This is a genomic window from Bordetella genomosp. 12, assembly GCF_002261355.1.
Classification (GTDB): domain Bacteria; phylum Pseudomonadota; class Gammaproteobacteria; order Burkholderiales; family Burkholderiaceae_B; genus Bordetella.
In genome coordinates, this window is the sequence record NZ_NEVU01000001.1 from 667,732 (window position 1) to 684,378 (window position 16,647).

17 protein-coding genes are annotated in these 16,647 nt (G+C 65.8%); 8 read left to right on the forward strand and 9 right to left on the reverse strand.

Translation table 11 applies throughout. The features are described from left to right. The first annotated feature begins 119 nt into the window (after window positions 1–119). Entirely contained in the window at window positions 120–1,166 is a 1,047-nt protein-coding gene (locus CAL22_RS03195) for a glycosyltransferase family 2 protein (RefSeq protein WP_094810286.1), read from the forward strand. Further along, complete coding sequence (locus CAL22_RS03200) at window positions 1,163–2,752, forward strand: ArnT family glycosyltransferase (protein ID WP_094810288.1); 1,590 nt, start codon at window positions 1,163–1,165, stop codon at window positions 2,750–2,752. The genes CAL22_RS03195 and CAL22_RS03200 overlap by 4 nt, the downstream gene beginning before the upstream one ends. Here the strand turns inward: CAL22_RS03200 and CAL22_RS03205 are convergent. After that, a complete protein-coding gene (locus CAL22_RS03205; RefSeq protein WP_208621890.1) occupies window positions 2,688–3,095 on the reverse strand; it encodes a GtrA family protein in 408 nt (135 codons plus the stop codon). The two genes, CAL22_RS03200 and CAL22_RS03205, sit on opposite strands and share 65 nt — an antisense overlap. An 81-nt stretch (window positions 3,096–3,176) precedes the next feature. Between CAL22_RS03205 and CAL22_RS03210 the strand changes: the two genes are divergently transcribed. Further along, window positions 3,177–4,016 (forward strand): ChbG/HpnK family deacetylase, encoded by an 840-nt coding sequence (locus tag CAL22_RS03210; RefSeq protein WP_244193768.1) that lies wholly within the window; start codon window positions 3,177–3,179, stop codon window positions 4,014–4,016. Here the strand turns inward: CAL22_RS03210 and CAL22_RS03215 are convergent. Genes CAL22_RS03215 through CAL22_RS03225 form a run of 3 tightly spaced genes read right to left on the reverse strand, consistent with a single transcriptional unit; the run spans window position 4,006 to window position 6,497 of the window. After that, window positions 4,006–4,902: an alpha/beta hydrolase gene (locus tag CAL22_RS03215; RefSeq protein WP_094810290.1), complete on the reverse strand. Its 897-nt coding sequence runs from the start codon at window positions 4,900–4,902 to the stop codon at window positions 4,006–4,008. The two genes, CAL22_RS03210 and CAL22_RS03215, sit on opposite strands and share 11 nt — an antisense overlap. Before the next feature lie 50 nt (window positions 4,903–4,952). Then, the gene (locus CAL22_RS03220; protein ID WP_094810292.1) at window positions 4,953–5,585 is read right to left on the reverse strand and encodes a LysE family translocator; all 633 of its coding nucleotides are present in this window, start codon (window positions 5,583–5,585) and stop codon (window positions 4,953–4,955) included. A gap of 27 nt (window positions 5,586–5,612) precedes the next feature. After that, entirely contained in the window at window positions 5,613–6,497 is an 885-nt protein-coding gene (locus tag CAL22_RS03225; RefSeq protein ID WP_094810294.1) for a DMT family transporter, read from the reverse strand. Between the two features lie 127 nt (window positions 6,498–6,624). Between CAL22_RS03225 and CAL22_RS03230 the strand changes: the two genes are divergently transcribed. From CAL22_RS03230 to fusA, 4 genes are all read left to right on the forward strand, one after another. Continuing rightward, on the forward strand, window positions 6,625–8,106 hold the full coding sequence (locus tag CAL22_RS03230; protein WP_167383542.1) for a PLP-dependent aminotransferase family protein: 1,482 nt from the start codon (window positions 6,625–6,627) through the stop codon (window positions 8,104–8,106). A 76-nt stretch (window positions 8,107–8,182) separates the two neighbouring features. Continuing rightward, entirely contained in the window at window positions 8,183–8,527 is a 345-nt protein-coding gene (locus CAL22_RS03235) for a TIGR01244 family sulfur transferase (RefSeq protein ID WP_094810296.1), read from the forward strand. A gap of 85 nt (window positions 8,528–8,612) precedes the next feature. Then, complete coding sequence (locus tag CAL22_RS03240; protein ID WP_094810298.1) at window positions 8,613–9,077, forward strand: universal stress protein; 465 nt, start codon at window positions 8,613–8,615, stop codon at window positions 9,075–9,077. 229 nt (window positions 9,078–9,306) lie between these two features. Next, a complete protein-coding gene (gene fusA, locus CAL22_RS03245; RefSeq protein ID WP_094810300.1) occupies window positions 9,307–11,421 on the forward strand; it encodes an elongation factor G in 2,115 nt (704 codons plus the stop codon). Window positions 11,422–11,453: 32 nt separating this feature from the next. Here fusA and CAL22_RS03250 read toward each other — a convergent pair whose 3' ends face one another. Beyond that, entirely contained in the window at window positions 11,454–12,251 is a 798-nt protein-coding gene (locus CAL22_RS03250) for an alpha/beta fold hydrolase (RefSeq protein WP_094810302.1), read from the reverse strand. 92 nt (window positions 12,252–12,343) lie between these two features. Here CAL22_RS03250 and CAL22_RS03255 point away from each other — a divergent pair, with 92 nt between their 5' ends. Beyond that, a complete protein-coding gene (locus CAL22_RS03255) occupies window positions 12,344–12,841 on the forward strand; it encodes a YbaK/EbsC family protein (protein WP_094810304.1) in 498 nt (165 codons plus the stop codon). 47 nt (window positions 12,842–12,888) lie between these two features. On the opposite strand, the gene ybgF is transcribed toward CAL22_RS03255, so the two are convergent. The 4 genes from ybgF to tolA all read right to left on the reverse strand — a co-directional run bounded on the left by ybgF (window position 12,889) and on the right by tolA (window position 16,628). Further along, complete coding sequence (ybgF, locus tag CAL22_RS03260) at window positions 12,889–13,575, reverse strand: tol-pal system protein YbgF (RefSeq protein WP_094810306.1); 687 nt, start codon at window positions 13,573–13,575, stop codon at window positions 12,889–12,891. Window positions 13,576–13,662: 87 nt separating this feature from the next. Then, the gene (gene pal, locus CAL22_RS03265; protein WP_005018707.1) at window positions 13,663–14,157 is read right to left on the reverse strand and encodes a peptidoglycan-associated lipoprotein Pal; all 495 of its coding nucleotides are present in this window, start codon (window positions 14,155–14,157) and stop codon (window positions 13,663–13,665) included. A 31-nt stretch (window positions 14,158–14,188) separates the two neighbouring features. Further along, a complete protein-coding gene (gene tolB / locus CAL22_RS03270; RefSeq protein ID WP_094810308.1) occupies window positions 14,189–15,505 on the reverse strand; it encodes a Tol-Pal system beta propeller repeat protein TolB in 1,317 nt (438 codons plus the stop codon). A gap of 16 nt (window positions 15,506–15,521) precedes the next feature. Continuing rightward, window positions 15,522–16,628, reverse strand: coding sequence for a cell envelope integrity protein TolA (gene tolA / locus CAL22_RS03275; protein WP_094810310.1), 1,107 nt, complete (start codon window positions 16,626–16,628; stop codon window positions 15,522–15,524). Window positions 16,629–16,647: the final 19 nt, after the last annotated feature.

The following is a 16,647-nucleotide window of genomic DNA, read 5'->3' on the forward strand; positions in this document are numbered from 1 at the left end:
TGCTGCGGGCGCGGGGAGACGGCGGCGCCTATTTTTGCGGGATTGGCCTGATTTGATAAAAATTTGACAGGGCGATTTGCATACTTGCTGCACATTCAACCCTCTATCGGGTCAGCACCATGCAAGTCGAATTCCGCTCCAAGGCTTTTCCCGTCCCGCGTCAGTCCGCTGACGCACCGCTCGAATTGGCCGGCGAAACCCGTTCCTTCTATGTGGAGGCCCAGGTCAGTTGCATCGTACCCTGCCTGAACGAAGCGGATAATCTGCGGGTATTGCTGCCGGCCTTGCGCAGCCGGCTCGATTCGCTGTGCTCCGGCTGGGAAATCATCGTCATCGATGACGGCAGCAGCGATGCCACCGCCGATCTCATGGCCGAGTGGAGCGCGATCGATGGCTTTCGCTACGTGCAACTGGCCCGTAACTTCGGCAAGGAAGCCGCCATCAGCGCCGGGCTGGAGGCCGCCGATGGCGACGTAGTCATCTGCATGGACGCCGACATGCAGCACCCGCCCTTTCTCATCGAGGAAATGCTGCGCCGCTGGCGCGCCGGCGCCGAGATGGTCTATGCCGTGCGCCGCGACCGCAATGATGAAAGCCCTTTTAAACGCTGGGGCTCGCATTGGTTCTATCGCATGCTTTCGGGCAGCCGTGTCGACGTTCCCGCGGGCGCAGGCGACTTCCGCCTGATGGATCGGCGCGTCGTCGAAGCCCTGGTGGCGCTGCCCGAACGCACCCGCTTCATGAAAGGCCTGTACGCCTGGGTGGGCTTTCGCAGCGAAGCCTTGCCGTATACGCCGGATGTCCGTCTGCACGGGCGCAGCCATTTCCGGCCGATGCGCCTCTTTGGCCTGGCGCTCGACGGCCTGACCGCCTTCACCACCTGGCCGCTGCGGGTGCTCAGTATTCTCGGCCTGCTGTTCGCGCTGCTGTCGCTGTTGTATGCGGCCTATCTGGTGGGGGCCTATGTGATGGTCGGCAATGCCGTCTCGGGCTGGACCACCATCATGACCGCATTGCTGTTTTTCGCCGGCATCAATCTTATTTCCTTGGGGGTGGTCGGCGAGTACGTCGCGCGCATCTTCGACGAGGTCAAGGGGCGGCCGTTGTACGTGGCGCGCCAGCGCCGCGGGCGCGCGCGCGCCATGCGCAAGGCGGGCACGCGATGAGCAGCCTGGCCTTGCCCACGCGCGATGCCGCGCGGTATCGCCTCTCCACCTGGCTGGTCCTGACGGCGGTCGCCCTGTGGCTCATGGGGCTGGCCTGGTCGCGTCCCCTGACGCTGCCCGACGAAGGCCGCTACGCCGGGGTGGCCTGGGAGATGCTGCGCAGTCATTCTCCGTTCGTGCCGCTCATGGACGGCATGCCGTACTTCCACAAGCCGCCGCTTTACTACTGGCTCGCGCAGATATCGTTTGCCGTGTTCGGCTTGACGGAATGGGCCGCGCGGCTTCCCTCGCTGCTGATCGCCTGGGCCAGCGTCGCCGGCTTGTACGCGTTTGCGCGCCGCTATCGTGGCGAGCGCTTCGCGCTGTGCGCGGTGCTCGTGCTTTGCACCATGCCGTTCTTCTATGGCGGGGCCCAGTTCGCCAACATGGATATGTCCGTCGCCGGCATGATCACGCTCTGTGTGCTGGCCGGCGCGGACACCATCTTGCGCGTCGCGGGTGGTTTGCCCTGGCGCGGGATGTCGCTGGCCACGGCGCTGCTGGCCGCGCTGGCCGTGCTGGCCAAGGGGCTGATCGGCATTGTTCTGCCTGGCGCCATCTTGCTGGGCTGGCTGCTGATGCGGCGCGACTGGCGCGGCTTCAAGGCGCTGGTCTGGCCGCCGGCGCTGGCCGTTTTCGCGCTCGCCGCGCTGCCCTGGTTCGTCTACATGCAGATGCGTTATCCGGGCTTTTTCCATTATTTCTTCATCTATCAGCATTTCGAGCGCTTTGCCCTGTCCGGCTTTAACAACGTCCAGCCCTTCTGGTTCTATCCGCCGGTGCTGGCCGGGCTGACCCTCCCGTGGTCCTTGTGGATGGGCGGCGCCTTGCGTCGCGGCTTCTGGGGCGCCGAGGATAGCGATGGCCTGCGCCGCCTGATGCTCATCTGGCTGATCGCGGTGGTGGGGTTCTTCTCGCTGCCGAGTTCCAAACTGATCGGCTATATCCTGCCGGCCGTGCCCGCCCTGGCCTTTTTGGTTACCGAGACGGTGATCCCGGCCTGGAATCGGGGCCTGCATCGCCGAGCATGGGCGTCATTGGGCGTGGCCGTGGTGCTTTGCCTGACGGGCATCCTGGTTGCGACGTTCAATCCGCGTGGCGGCAGCGGCGCCTTGGGCGAGCAGGTCCGCAGCGAGGCCAGTCCCTACGACACCATGGTGGCCTTGCATCATTTCCCGTTCGATCTGGGCATCTACACCGCTTCGACCGAGCCGATGTGGGTGGTCGACGATTGGTCCAACCCGGAGATCCCCACGCGCGATAACTGGCGCAAGGAACTCTACGACGCCGCGCTGTTCGAGCCCGCGGTCGGGCAGCGGGTGCTGGTGTCGGCCGCGACGCTCAACGAGCGGCTGTGCGCCGCGCCCAATGGCGCGCGTTTCTGGATATGGGGGCAGGCCGCCGATGGTGAGTCTTATGCCGCCATCCGGGGGCAGACGCCGCGTTTTGTCGATGGCCGGCGCCAGGTCTGGCAGGTGGACGTCAACGACGCGGTGCGCCAGAGGGTGTGTGGCGGAAGGCCCATAAGCGGCTCGCCACAAAGGTAAGGACGGCCAATCCAATCAAGATCAATGCGAGCAGCACGTCGTAAGGCAGCCGGGTGGTGTGCAACAGCCAGATGTAGGCGGCTTCGTTCAATGCGAAGCCAGCGGCTGACACAAGGAAGAAACGCCGCGCGGCTAGGATCCAAGAGAGCGTCAGATGACGAAAAGTGAGTCGGTAGTGTCCGGTGAACGACACCACGAAGGCGACCAGCCAACCCGCCACGTTGGCCCAGGCGGGGGCCAGGCCGCCGTACTCCACGCAGAGCACGGCGACCAGCCAGTGGGTGGCGGCAGCAGCGCAACCTACAAAGACGAACCAGGCGATTTGGCGCAACAAAGCGGGCATGGCGAAGGCAAGGGGATGGAAATGACGATGCAAGCATCGGCTTATGGACGGCGGGTTGCTGTCTGCGGCGACGATTTTGGCATGGATGCGTGCGTCGACCACGCGATTTTTCAATTGCTCGATGCCGGCAGCCTGAGCGCGGTCAGTTGCATGTCCGGCGGGCCGAGTTTTGCGCGCCATGCCGCCGAGCTCAAGGCCCGCGGGACCGACATCGGCCTGCACTTGAATCTTTCCGAGCCCCTGTCCGTGGTCGACCAAGGCATGCTGCCTTTACGGACCTTGTTGTTGCGGGCCTATGGCGGCCGCCTGGATAGGCAGGTGGTCGGCCAGGCCATCGAGCGGCAACTCGACGCTTTCGAGGATCAGATGGGCCAGGCGCCGCATTACGTCGATGGCCACCAGCATGTGCATCAGTTGCCGGGGGTGCGCGAGCTGCTGCTGCAGGCCTTGCAGCGGCGCTATGGCGGCCAGCGGCCCTGGTTGCGCCTGACCCGCGCCGGTGCGCAGCAGGGGTTGCCGTGGTCGGCCGTGGCCAAAGCGCATCTCATCGCCGCGCTGGGCGGGCACGCCTTGGCCGCGCAGGCCGGCAAAGCGGGCTGGCCGGCCAATGGCCGCTTCTTTGGTGCCTACGGATTCACCGGCGGCAAGCGCCGCTACGCAGCGCTGCTGCATCATTGGTTCTGCAATGCCCTGGATGGCGACCTCATCATGAGCCATCCCTCGCTGCCCGGTCCGGTCGCGCACGCCCAGCAGCGCGTGGCGGAGTTCGACGTGCTGGCCAGCGCCGAGTTGCGCGACTGGCTGGTCGGCAACGGGGTGTCGATTGCCCGTTTGAGCCAGATGATCCCGGTCAGCGCTACGCAGCCCCAAGCGCGGCGGCCAAGCTGGGAGGAGGCCGATCGGCCCCTGATCAGCCGCTGACCGCTCGGTCCGCCACGCGCCGCGCTTTTCCGGCGTCGCGCACGAAGTCCGATACTGCCTGGTTGTACGGCGCGCCGGAGCGCACCCCGCCCGAATGCGAGCCGCCCTGGATCTTCACCAGCCGCCGTAGCTCGGGCGGCACCAGGATGGCGGCGGCGTACAACTCATCGCTCATGCTGTCGGGCACGATGCGGTCCTCCGTGCCATGCAACAGCAGCAGCGGAATGGAAAGGCGGGCCAGCTTGCCCAGCGAATCGAAGGGCTGGGTGACGAGCCAGGCAGCGCCCGGGACCTTGCCCCATTTGTATTGCGTCATCATGGCCGCAATGCTCGTGAAGCTGGACTCCACGATCAACCCGGCGACTTCAGGCTGGCGGGGTTGCGACATCAGGTCGATGGCAATCGCCCCGCCCAGGCTATGCCCGTAAACAAAGCGGCGCGCGGGGTCGGGCTGGCGGCGCGCCAGTTCCTGGAGCGCGGCCTGGGCATCCTGCAGGGCGGATCGCTCCGAAGGCAGGCGTGGGCTGGACGCGCCGAAACCCCGGTAGTCGATGGCCAGCACCGAATAGCCCAGGCGGGTCCATGCCTCCATGCGAAAGGCGCTGCCGTTCAGGTTCCAGCGCGCGCCATGCAGGTAGAGCACGGCCGGCGCATGCGGCACGGGGCTGGGCCAATACCAGGCGCGCACGGTTTCGCCCCGGGCCACCTGCAAGTCGAAGACTTGCGTGCCGGCGGGCGGATCGCGCCACCAGCGCTGTTGTTCGGCCACCGGGGAGAAAATCGCCTGGCGTTGCCAACTGTCGAGTTCGGAGCAGCCGACCGCGCCCAGGGCGACGAGGACGGCCAGGCCAGCCAGCCGGCGGAGAGTTCGGGGAAAAGAGACCATGGTGTTTGGTTCAGACACGCGCGCATCCGCCAGGTTCCCCGGCAGCAGCGTTACTGCGGCAGCAGCTCCAGCGCGATCGGGTAGAGCGACGCCACCAGCAGCAGCGCCATGCTCAGGTTGAATGCCCGCACCGCGCCGGGGCGGTGCAGCACGCGCCGCAAGGCCATGCCGAAAGACACCCAGATCGAGATGCTGGGCAGGTTGACCACGCCGCAGACCAGGGCGGCGATCCAGAGATTGCCCAGAAACCCTTGTTGCGGCGTGTAGGTGGCGACCACGCCCACGGTCATGACCCAGGCCTTGGGGTTGACCCACTGAAACAGCGCGGCTTGCATGAAGGTCAGCGGGTGTGCGCGTTGTGAGCCGTCTTCCATGGGGCCGGATCGGGCGATCTTCCAGGCCAGGTAGAGCAGGTAGACGGCGCCACCGTATTTGAGGGCCGTATAGAGCCAGGGGGCCTGGCTGAACAGCGCGCCCAGGCCCAGCCCGACCAGCAGGATCATGAAGGAAAAGCCGATGGTCACCCCCAGCATATGAGGGATGGTGCGCCGGAAACCGAACGTCAGGCCCGACGAGGCGAGCATGACATTATTGGGCCCGGGCGTGATGGACGATACGAGCGCGAACAACGCCAGCGGGCCGAGCAGAGACAGCGAAAGAATGGGCAGCGAGTCGATCAACATGGATATGAACCAGACGAGGAAAACGGGCTAGCGCGTGCGGATCAGGGCGCGGCGGCCCCCGGCGATGACCAGCACCACCGCCAGCGCGAAGACATAGGTGTCGGGCGTGACCGGCTCCTGGAACAGCCAGGCCGCGGCCAGCACCGTCAGAAAGGGTTGCAGCAGCTGGACCTGGCCCACCCGCGCGATGCCGCCGACCGCCAGGCCGCGATACCACGCGAAAAAGCCCAGAAACATCGAAAAGAAGGCCAGATACCCGAAAGCCCAGAGGGCATGCGTACCGGGCCGGGCCGCGTGCGCCGCCATCCACCAGACCGGGCCGGCCAGAAACGGCGCGCTGATCACCAGCGCCCAACAAATGGTGCGCCAGCCGCCCAGCGTGCGCGCCGCACGGGCGCCTTCGGCGTACCCCATCCCGCCCAGCACGACCGCCAGCAGCAGCCAGAGATCCCCCGGCTGCAGACTGCCGTGGCCCTGATTCAGGATGAAGCCCACCACCAGCAACGCACCCACCAGGGCCCAGCCCCAGAATGCCCCCGACGGCCGTTCCCCGCTGCGCCAGCAGGCAAAGAGCGCCGTGGACAGCGGCAGCAGGCCGTTGACCACCGCGCCGTGGGAGGAGGGCACGCTGGCCATGGCCAGCGTCGAGGTCAAGGGCCAGCCCACCACGATGCCGCCGGCGGCCAGGACAATGCCGCTGAACTCCGAGCGGGTGGGCAGGCGGCTGCGGGTGGCCAGCAGCAGCGCGGCGGCGGGTAGCGCCGCGGCCAGCGCGCGCCCCAGGCCGACGAGCAGCGGCGGCATCTCGGCCACGGCCAGACGCGTCATGGGCAGCGTCAGCGAGAACACGAGCACGCCCAGCAGGCCGAACACATAGCCTTCGAGGTTAGGGGAAGTAGGGCTTCGGGACATGGCGGGCCGTGAATTCAGGGTCGGGTCTTGCCGAGGGGGATCAAGCCTGTCACTCTACGCACAGTCATCGGTACAGTACCGATACACTTATGCGGTTCACGCTTATCACTGGCCTGGTAAAACTCCCATGACAGTTGCATCCGAAACGGTGTTTTCCCCTCAATTGCCCGCCGACTGGCAACCCGTGCGCGCAGGCGATGCGACCCTGGTCACCCAGTTGGCCGACGATCTGGCCCGGCGTATCGACGATCAGGGCATGCGTCCCGGGACGCGTCTGCCTTCCATCCGGCGCATGGCCGAGCAGGCCGGCGTCAGCCGCTTTACCGTGGTCGAGGCCTACGATCGCCTGGTGGCCCGCGGGCTGGTCCAGTCGCGCCGGGGCGCGGGTTTTTTCGTCCGTGCCCGTAACGACGGCGCGCTGGCGCACGAGGCCACGCCGGCGCCCGGCCTGGCCGTGCCCGCACGGGTCGACGTCACCTGGCTGTTGCGCAGCATGTTTCGCGACACCACGCCCGGCTCGCCGGGCGGGGCGGGCTTGTTGCCGGCAGACTGGCTCGATCCTGAAATGGTTGCCGCCGCGATACGCGCCGTCGGGCGTTCGGCGCGCGCCAATCTGGTCTCCTACGGGCGGCAGCAGGGCTTCCTGCCCTTGCGCCAGCAGATCGCTTCCATGCTGCAGGGCGAAGGCGTGCCGGCTCATCCCGAGCACCACTTGCTGACCACCAACGGCGTGACCCATGGCCTGGATCTGATCGCCCGGCATCTCGTCAAACCCGGCGACACGGTGCTGGTCGAGGATCCGGCCTGGTTTGTCTTCTTCGGCCGGCTGGCGGCGTTTGGCGCGCGGGTGATCGGCGTGCCGCGCGGCCCGGACGGCCCGGACCTGGCCATGCTCGAACTGCTGGCCACCGAACACAAGCCCAAGTTGTTCATCATCAACGCCGCGGTGCACAACCCGACCGGCCTGACCTTGTCGGCGGGCGCGGCGTATGGGGTGCTGCGGCTGGCCGAACGCCACGACTTCATGGTCGTCGAAGACGATACCTACGGCGAACTGCATCCGGGCGGAGCCATGCGTCTGGCCGCGCTGGACCGTCTCAACCGGGTCATCCTGGTGGGCGGGTTTTCCAAAATGCTGGCCGCCAGCCTCAGGGTCGGCTATGTGGCCGCCCATGCCGACATTCTCCAGCCGCTGGCCGACCTCAAAATGCTGGCCGGACTGACCACGCCCGAACTGGGCGAACGGGTCGTGCATCGCATCCTGGTCGACGGGCAATACCGACGGCATCTGGACCGGGTGCGCGTCAGGGTGGACCAGGCCCGGCGCGACTGCCTGCGGCGGCTGCACGCCCTGGGCTTTGCGATCCCGCATGAGCCCAGCGCGGGTATGTTTGTCTGGGCCGATTGCGGACGCGACTCCGAAATCCTGGCGCGCCAGGCCGCCGACCGCGGCATGCTGCTGGCGCCGGGCACGCTGTTCTCGCCGTCGCAGCAGCCGTCGACCATGCTGCGCTTTTCGGTCGCCATGATCGATTCGCCCGAGGCCTGGCGTATTCTGTCCGACCTCATGGCCGACCCCGCGGGCAGGCCCGGGGCCACTATACTTTGAGCATCTTCCCCGCCCGGCGCGGGCCGCGCCGCGGCGCGGCGGGCGCGCGTCGGGCCATTATCCAAGGAATCCCCTCATGAGCGTGCCGATTCGCCCCTTGACCGAGAACTTCGCCGTGGCCCCCCAGCTCGGCCCCGATGATATGGCTGGCGTGGCCGAGGCTGGCTACAAAAGCGTGATCATCAACCGTCCCGATTTCGAAGGCGGTCCGGATCAGCCCCAGGCGGCCGATGTGGCCAAGGCGGCTGCGGCGGCGGGTCTGGCGGTGGAGTATCAACCCGTGGTGGGCAGCGCCATGACGGCCGCCGATGTGGCCCGTTTCGCGGAATTGCTGCGCGCTTTGCCGGCGCCGGTGCTGGCCTATTGCCGTACCGGAACGCGCTGCACCAACCTCTTCGTGGCAGCCCAGCAACTGGCTTGATGGTCATCAAGCCTGCGGGCTTATCGCTGCGTGCCTGCCGGGTTTTCCGGTAGCATGTGGCTTCCTACTAAAAGGAGCAGGCAGCATGTTCAAAAAGATCCTGATTCCCACCGACGGTTCCCCTCTCTCTGCACAGGCCGCCAATGCCGGCATTACGTTCGCGCGCTCGATCGGCGCCGAGGTCGTGGCCTTGCACGTGACGCAGCCTTTTGCGGCAACCATCGGTTTTGACGGCATGGCCGCCGCCTATGCCATTACCGACGAAGACTACGAGAAGGCCGCCGCCGAACAGGCTGAGCAGTATCTCAAGCAGATCATCGATCGGGCACATACCGCCGGCGTGACGGTCGAGTCGCGCGCGGTGTCGAACTTCAACGTCGCCGATGGCGTGGTGCAGGCCGCCACCGACGCGGGTTGCGACCTCATCTTTATCGGCAGCCATGGCCGCAGCGGCCTGTCCCGCCTGTTGCTGGGCAGCGTCACGGCCAAGGTGCTGTCGCTGGCCGGCACGGCGGTGTTGGTCTACCGCGTCAAGGAAGAAAAGAAGTAAGGCTCGCGCCGTCTTCCGGCTTCCCAACCCCGCGCGCCGCCTGGTCGGTGCGCGGGGTTTTTCTTTGCCCGCCGGCGCTGCGGGCGGCGCAATGACCCGGCCGAGGACGCGGGCAAATGCTGCGCGGAGCGGGGCTCAGTACTATGCTAGTCAGTCTGGACACCCTCCAGGACACGATGCTTTTCCTGTTGTGCCTTCCATGACCCAACGCCTTGAGTAAGGGACCGCCATGACTCGCAGGACGCCAATCGAGCTTTACCGGAACATCGGGATCAGCGCTCACATCGACGCTGGCAAGACCACGACGACCGAGCGCATTCTCTTTTACACCGGGATCACCCACAAGCTGGGCGAGGTGCACGAAGGCGCGGCCGTCATGGACTGGATGGAGCAGGAACAAGAGCGCGGCATCACCATCACCTCGGCGGCCACCACGGCCTTCTGGCGCGGCATGGCGGGCAACTATCCCGAGCATCGCATCAACATCATCGATACGCCGGGTCACGTCGATTTCACCATCGAAGTCGAGCGTTCCATGCGTGTGCTCGACGGCGCCTGCATGGTCTACGACTCGGTCGGCGGTGTGCAGCCGCAATCCGAAACCGTCTGGCGCCAGGCCAATAAGTACCGCGTGCCGCGCATCGCCTTCGTCAACAAGATGGACCGGGTCGGGGCGGATTTTCTGCGGGTGCAGCGCCAGATCGTCGAGCGCCTCAAGGGTGACGCCGTGCCGGTCCAGCTTCCCCTGGGCGCGGAAGACCAGTTTCGGGGCGTGATCGATCTGGTGAAGATGAAATGCATCCTTTGGGACGACGCCAGCCAGGGGGTGCGGTTCGAGTACACCGACATCCCGGCCGACATGCTGGCCGAGGCCCTGCGCTGGCGCGACAAGCTGATCGAGAAAGCGGCGGAGGCCAATGAAGTCCTGCTCGAAAAATATCTCTCCGGCGAGACGCTGACCGAAGCGGAAATCAAGGCCGGCCTGCGTCAACGTACCGTGGCCAACGAGATCGTGCCCATGCTCTGTGGCAGTGCCTTCAAGAACAAGGGCGTGCAGGCCATGCTGGACGCCGTCATCGACTATCTGCCCTCGCCCCTGGATGTGCCGGCGATCAAGGGGCATGACGAGCGCGATAACGAGATCGAACGCCATCCTTCCGACAAAGATCCCTTCTCCGCCCTGGCCTTCAAGATCATGACCGACCCCTTCGTCGGCCAGTTGGTGTTCTTCCGCGCCTACTCGGGCGTCGTCAAATCCGGCGACTCGGTGCTCAACCCGCTGAAGAACAAAAAAGAGCGTCTGGGCCGCATCCTGCAGATGCATGCCAACGAGCGCAAGGAAATCAGCGAGGTCTATGCGGGCGATATCGCCGCCGCCGTGGGGTTGAAGGATGTCACCACCGGCGACACCCTGACCGATCCGGGGCACGTGATCGTGCTCGAGCGCATGGTCTTTCCCGAGCCGGTGATATCCCAGGCCGTCGAGCCCAAGACCAAGGCCGACCAGGAGAAAATGAGCCTGGCGCTCAATCGCCTGGCGCAGGAAGACCCCTCATTCCGCGTGCGCACCGATGAGGAGTCCGGGCAGACCATCATCTCGGGCATGGGTGAGCTGCACCTCGAGATCCTGGTCGACCGCATGCGGCGCGAGTTCGGTGTCGAGGCAACGGTGGGCAAACCGCAGGTGGCCTACCGTGAAACCGTGCGCAAGAAAGTCGACGGCGTGGAGGGCAAGTTCGTCAAACAATCGGGCGGACGGGGCCAGTATGGCCATGCCGTGATCACCGTCGAGCCGCAGGCGCCGGGCAAAGGGTTTGCGTTCGTCGACGCCATCAAGGGCGGCGTCATCCCGCGCGAGTTCATTCCGGCCGTCGAACGCGGCATCGTCGACACGCTCAACACCGGCGTGCTGGCCGGCTACCCCGTGGTCGATGTCAAGGTCACGCTGACCTTCGGCTCGTATCACGACGTGGATTCCAACGAGAACGCCTTTCGCATGGCGGGCTCGATGGCGTTCAAGGAAGGGATGCGTCGCGCCGATCCGGTGCTGCTCGAGCCCATGATGCAGGTCGAAGTCGAAACGCCGGAAGACTTCACAGGCAATGTGATGGGCGACCTGTCGTCCCGGCGCGGCATGGTGCAGGGCATGGAGGACATCGCCGGCGGAGGCGGCAAGCTGGTGCGTGCCGAAGTCCCGCTGGCCGAGATGTTTGGCTACTCCACCTCGCTGCGTTCGCTGACGCAGGGGCGGGCGACCTACTCGATGGAGTTCAAGCACTACGCCGAGGCGCCGCGTCAGGTGGCCGAGCAGGTCATTGCCGCGCGTTCTGGCTCGCGCGGCTGAGCGCGCCTGATTCCGGCCCTGCGGGCCCGGGATCAGGCGAGAAAGTCGATGATCGCCTGGTTGAAGGCGCGCGGGTTGCCCAGGTTCATGCCATGCGACGAGCCGGCGATCCGGATGAGCCGGGCCTGGGGAAGCTGGTTTTGCAGGCGGTCCAGCGTGGCGGGGTAGGGCGCAGGGCTGAGGGCGCCGCCGATCAGCAGCACGGGCATGGACAGCGCGGTGATATCGCCCACTGGCGTGGCCGGTTCGCGCGCCTGGCCCAACAGGGTGGTCGCGTTGTCGCGCACCATCTCCTTGAACCACGGCACCATGCGTCGCCAGGTGTCCGGCCCCGTAACGGTATCGATGAACAGCGCGAGCCCGGCGTCGGGATCGCCGGCCTGGATCAAGGCCAGCGCGCGTTGGCGGAAATCCCCGCGCGCGTCCTCGCCGGGACGCGTCATCCCGGGGTCGGCCAGCACCAGGCTGCGCACGCTGTCCGGCGCCCGTAGCGCGGCCTCCACCGCGATGCGGCCGCCGCGCGAGTGCCCCACGACATGGGCCGAGCCGCCCGCCCGCGCGGCGATGAACGCCAGGACGTCGGTGGTGTGCTGCGCGATGGAAAACCCATCGCCGCTGCCATCCCAGTGCTGCGGCCAGTAATGGCGCAAGGACAGCGAAAACACCCGGAAGCGCCGTGACAGTGCCTGCAACTGCGGTTTCCAGTAGCGGCAATCGCACAGCGAGCCGTGCACCAGGACCAGGGGATCGCCGTCACCGGCTTCGGCATAGGTCAGGGGGTAGCCGTCGAGATCGACGGTCTTCAGATCGAGTTCGGGTTCGGAGCGCATGGCAGGGGTTGTGGCACAGTCGCGCAAGATTGTAGTGCGGGCGGCCTCCGGGCGGCTGATACACTGCCCCATTCCTTTCCCGGAGCGTATTCATGCTTGTCACTGCCCTGGACGAGTTGCCGGATTCGGCGCGTCGCGTTGCCCTGCTGCTGCAATCATTGGGGCATGACAAACCCGTGGTGATGTTGCCGGCCAGCGGCAAGACCTCGGCTCAGGCTGCCGAGGGGCTGGGCTGCTCGGTGGCGCAGATCGCTAAATCCATCATCTTCCGGCGCCTGGCCGACGATGCGCCCGTGCTCGTGGTGGCCAGCGGCATCAACCGCGTGGACGAGGCCAAGGTCGCCGCGCGCGTCGGCGCCCTGGGCAAGGCGGATGCGCGATTCGTGCGCGAGACGAGCGGCTATGCCATCGGCGGGGTCTGCCCCATCGGGCACACGGTGCGGCCGGTCATGCTGCTCGACAGCGACCTGTTTCTCTACGACAGCCTCTGGGCTGCGGCGGGCCATCCCAATGCCGTGTTCAACCTGACACCGGCGCAGTTGGCGGCCCTGACCGGCGCCGAATCCGCCGACGTCGCGCAGCGCGCCTGAAATGCAAACGGCGGCCCGCAGGCCGCCGCGATCCTGGCCTTGCTCGTTCAGAGCAATTGCAGGCGGCTCTTGGCGGTGTTGGCCGCCGGAGAGTTCGGATAATCCCGCACGATGCGTTGCAGCGTCGTCTTGGCGCCCGCGCGGTTGTTCAATTCGATCTGGCTGCCGGCAATCACCAGCAGCGCATCCGGCGCCCGGGCGTTGTCGGGCGATTTCTGCAGCAGGCTGTTCAACTGTTCGATGGCGCCCTTGTAGTCGCGCGAGGCATAACGCGCGCTGCCTAGATAGAACTGCGCCGTGGGAGCCAGCTGGCTGTTGGGGTACAGGGCGGTGAAGGCGGCCAGAGACTCGGCGGCTTCCTTGTATTGGCCCTTGCGGTACAGATCCGTCGCGCCGTCAAAAGCGGTCTGCTCCTGCGGGTCGCCCACTTCCACGCCTTGCGGGTTGCCCGGATGTTGCTGGCCTTGCGCCTGGCCGCTGGGCTGCTGGCGCGAAACCAGTTCGAGCTGATCGCGCAGTTGCGCGATTTCTTGCTGGAGCGACTGGAGCTGGTCCGCCAATTGCAGGCGGGCGCGAGAATTCTGTTCGTTCTGTTGCTGCAATTGCTGCCGCAGCTCCAGGATGGCCCGTCTGGCCTCGTCATCGGAAAAAGCATGGGCCGGCGCAGCCAGGGTGGCCATGGCAATGCTGGCGGCCAGGGTCAGGTTACGCAGGGAGAGAACTCGATCGCGCATAGAAATTCCAGGTCTCTTGAAGCAAAAACGTCGGGACGATCGGTAGACCGTCCCGACGCATGTGGGGCACTTGATTACCGCTAAAACTTAGCGCTGATAAACGATATCGGCGCGGCGGTTTTCAGCGTAATCAGCTTCGGTCGTACCGAGAGCCTTGGGCTTTTCTTTGCCGAAGGAGATCGTTTCGATCTGCGCATCGGCGACGCCCAGCAGGGTCATCATACGACGTACGGCATCAGCACGACGCTGGCCCAGGGCCAGGTTGTACTCGGCGCCGCCACGGGCATCGGTGTTGCCTTCGATCTTGATGTGCTGTTGCGGGTGCGAGGCCAGGTAACGGGCATGGGTTTCGACCAGGCCACGGTACTGATCCGACACGCCGTAGCTGTCGAAATCAAAGTACACCGAGCGCTGTTGCGCCAGGATGCTTTGAGGGTTGAAGGGATCCAGGATTTGACCGGTGGTCGAACCCTGGGTGCCGCCACCTTGACCGGCTTTATCGTCGAGAGGGACGGAGCTGCAAGCGGCCAGAGTGGCAGCCAGGGCAGCAATGGTTAGGCTTTTGGCAATGCGCGACTTCATGATAGTTCCTTTGCAAAGAGAGTCACACGTGTTATCGGGTAAATGGGCCCCACGTAGGTTCACGTATTTCCCCATTCAGGACTGACAGGGTCTGCCGCACGCGGCCATCGCTCGATACACCTGCAAGCACGCTACGGCCATTCTGTATGGTCGCGTAGAGCACCTGCATGCCGTTGGGCGCGAAGCTCGGCGACTGGTCATCACGACCATCCGTCAGCAGAGTCTCGGTGCCAGTGGACAGGTTTAGCGAGGCGATTCGGAACGCGCCGTCGCGTCTTGCAACGTACAGCAGCGTCGATCCATCAGGAGAAATTCGGGGTGAAATGTTGTAACTACCGTTAAACGTCAGGCGACGGGCTTCTCCGCCATCGAGGCCGACTTGGTAGATTTGCGGTCCGCCGCTACGATCACTGGTAAAGATAATGGAACGGCCGTCGGGCGTAAAGCTCGGCTCGGTATCAATGCCGGGCGAGCGCGTAATACGGCGCGGTTTGGCGCTTCCGTCGGCCGAGACGATGTAAATTTGCGACAAGCCATCCTGGGTGAGCGCCACGGCAAGCTGCGAGCCGTCGGGCGACCAGGCCGGAGCGCTGTTGTTGCCCTTGAAATTGGCCACCGGGATTTGCGAGCGGCTGGCCAGCGTCTGCACGTAGACCACGGGCTTGCCGGAGTGGAAGCTCACATAAGCCAGCTTGGAGCCGTCCGGCGACCACGTCGGCGAGATGATGGGCTCACGCGAACGCAGGGCGACCTGCGGATTCTGGCCATCGGCGTCGGCAACCTGCAATTCGTAGGTATTGCCCTGCTTGACCACATAGGCGATACGCGTGGCGAACACGCCGCGCACACCGGTGATCTTTTCATAGATGCGGTCGGCGATCTGGTGGGCGATGCGGCGCAGTTCCTGCTCCGTACCCGAAAAGGCCACGCCGTCGAGCTGGCCTTTCTTGACCGTATCGGCCAGGCGGTAGCGCACTTCGTAGCGGCCATCGGCGCCGCGAGTGATGCTGCCGTACGCCAGGAAGTCGGCGCCACGGCCACGCCAGTCGTCATAGGCGATGGGCGAGTCCACGGTCAGGCCGGCGCCTGCGGTGTTGATGAGGCGGAACTGGCCCGTGCGGGTCAGGTCGGCGCGGATGATGTCGGCCAAGGCACGGCCACGCACATCATCGCCCGAGAAGTCCGCGATACCGATGGGATACTGCGTGGCGCCCGTGCCGGAAATATCGACGCGCAGCTGTGCGTGGGCGGGTTGCCAGACGATAAAGGCCGCCATGAGCAGCAGCAGCGCAAGGCCATACGATCGCAAGACCCCCGGCAGGGAGGCTCGGCTGGAAGCGGGTGTCATGGTCAGCAATCTCCTGTCAATCATACATACGGTACACGACGTCGATGAGGGGCTCGTAACTGCCCTTCGAAGGCGGGGGGAAGGGGTTGCAACTGCGGATGCCGTTCTCGACCGCGCGATCGAAACCGGCATTGCCGGACGAACGCGTGAGCGTCACATTGCCTACCTTGCCGTCACGCCCTAACTGTACCCGGTATTCCGCCGTCGGATTGGCGGAGCCGGCGCGCGGCGGGGTGGGGAAGGCGACCTTGGGTTGCACGCAGGCGCGCACCTTGGCGCCATAGCCGTCGTCACGGCCGCCACCGGCCTGGTTGCGGTCGGCGGTGCCGCCCGGGCGGCCGGCAGTGCCCAGGATGTCGTTGCGGAAGGCATCGCGCAGCGCCTTGTCGGCGGCGGCCTTCTTGGCGGCGTCTTCCTTGGCCTTTTTCTCGGCGGCGGCCTTTTTGGCGGCGTCTTCCTTGGCTTTCTGTTCGGCAGCGGCTTTCTCGGCTGCCGCCTTCTCTGCCGCGGCCTTATCGGCTGCTGCCTTTTCCGCCGCCGCCTTGTCGGCAGCGGCCTTCTTGGCAGCGTCTTCCTTGGCTTTCTTCTCGGCGGCGTCCTTGGCTTTCTGTTCCGCGGCCTTGCGTTCCTGCTCCAGGCGCTGCTTTTCTTTCAGCTCGGCCTGGCGGCGTTCTTCTTCCAGGCGCGCCTTTTCCTTGGCCGCCTCGGCGGCCTGGCGGGCTTTTTCTTCCTGCTCGCGCTTCTTGCGCGCAGCCTCCAGCGCGATCTCGGGATCGGGCTGCGGTTCAGGCTGAGCCTGCGGCGGCGTGGGCGGAGGCGGCGGTTCCGGTTTGGGCTCGGGTTCGGGCTTGGGCGGCTCGGCCTGCGGCTTGGGCGGTTCCGGTTGGGGTTTGGGCGGCTCGGGTTCGGGCGTAGGCTTGGGCGGCGCCGCGTCGGGCGTGTCGCCGTCCATCCACAGTTCGACCTGTACCGGGCCCGGGTTCTGCGTGTGCCAGTTCAGCCCGAAGAACAACACGATGATCAACAGTATGTGCGCCAGCACCGCCAGGCCCAGGGACTTGGCATTGTCCTTGCGCTCTGGAGACCACGGGGTTTTACTGTCGGATCGAATAATCGGGGGCATGGGCTTGCGAGGTCAGGCG

Bases quoted from the DNA above. Each gene is read 5' to 3' on its own strand.
- CAL22_RS03195 (WP_094810286.1), top strand. From the start codon at position 120: ATGCAAGTCGAATTCCGCTCCAAGGCTTTTCCCGTCCCGCGTCAGTCC.
- CAL22_RS03200 (WP_094810288.1), top strand. From the start codon at position 1,163: ATGAGCAGCCTGGCCTTGCCCACGCGCGATGCCGCGCGGTATCGCCTC.
- CAL22_RS03205 (WP_208621890.1), bottom strand. From the start codon at position 3,095: ATGCCCGCTTTGTTGCGCCAAATCGCCTGGTTCGTCTTTGTAGGTTGC.
- CAL22_RS03210 (WP_244193768.1), top strand. From the start codon at position 3,177: ATGGATGCGTGCGTCGACCACGCGATTTTTCAATTGCTCGATGCCGGC.
- CAL22_RS03215 (WP_094810290.1), bottom strand. From the start codon at position 4,902: ATGGTCTCTTTTCCCCGAACTCTCCGCCGGCTGGCTGGCCTGGCCGTC.
- CAL22_RS03220 (WP_094810292.1), bottom strand. From the start codon at position 5,585: ATGTTGATCGACTCGCTGCCCATTCTTTCGCTGTCTCTGCTCGGCCCG.
- CAL22_RS03225 (WP_094810294.1), bottom strand. From the start codon at position 6,497: ATGTCCCGAAGCCCTACTTCCCCTAACCTCGAAGGCTATGTGTTCGGC.
- CAL22_RS03230 (WP_167383542.1), top strand. From the start codon at position 6,625: ATGACAGTTGCATCCGAAACGGTGTTTTCCCCTCAATTGCCCGCCGAC.
- CAL22_RS03235 (WP_094810296.1), top strand. From the start codon at position 8,183: ATGAGCGTGCCGATTCGCCCCTTGACCGAGAACTTCGCCGTGGCCCCC.
- CAL22_RS03240 (WP_094810298.1), top strand. From the start codon at position 8,613: ATGTTCAAAAAGATCCTGATTCCCACCGACGGTTCCCCTCTCTCTGCA.
- fusA (WP_094810300.1), top strand. From the start codon at position 9,307: ATGACTCGCAGGACGCCAATCGAGCTTTACCGGAACATCGGGATCAGC.
- CAL22_RS03250 (WP_094810302.1), bottom strand. From the start codon at position 12,251: ATGCGCTCCGAACCCGAACTCGATCTGAAGACCGTCGATCTCGACGGC.
- CAL22_RS03255 (WP_094810304.1), top strand. From the start codon at position 12,344: ATGCTTGTCACTGCCCTGGACGAGTTGCCGGATTCGGCGCGTCGCGTT.
- ybgF (WP_094810306.1), bottom strand. From the start codon at position 13,575: ATGCGCGATCGAGTTCTCTCCCTGCGTAACCTGACCCTGGCCGCCAGC.
- pal (WP_005018707.1), bottom strand. From the start codon at position 14,157: ATGAAGTCGCGCATTGCCAAAAGCCTAACCATTGCTGCCCTGGCTGCC.
- tolB (WP_094810308.1), bottom strand. From the start codon at position 15,505: ATGACACCCGCTTCCAGCCGAGCCTCCCTGCCGGGGGTCTTGCGATCG.
- tolA (WP_094810310.1), bottom strand. From the start codon at position 16,628: ATGCCCCCGATTATTCGATCCGACAGTAAAACCCCGTGGTCTCCAGAG.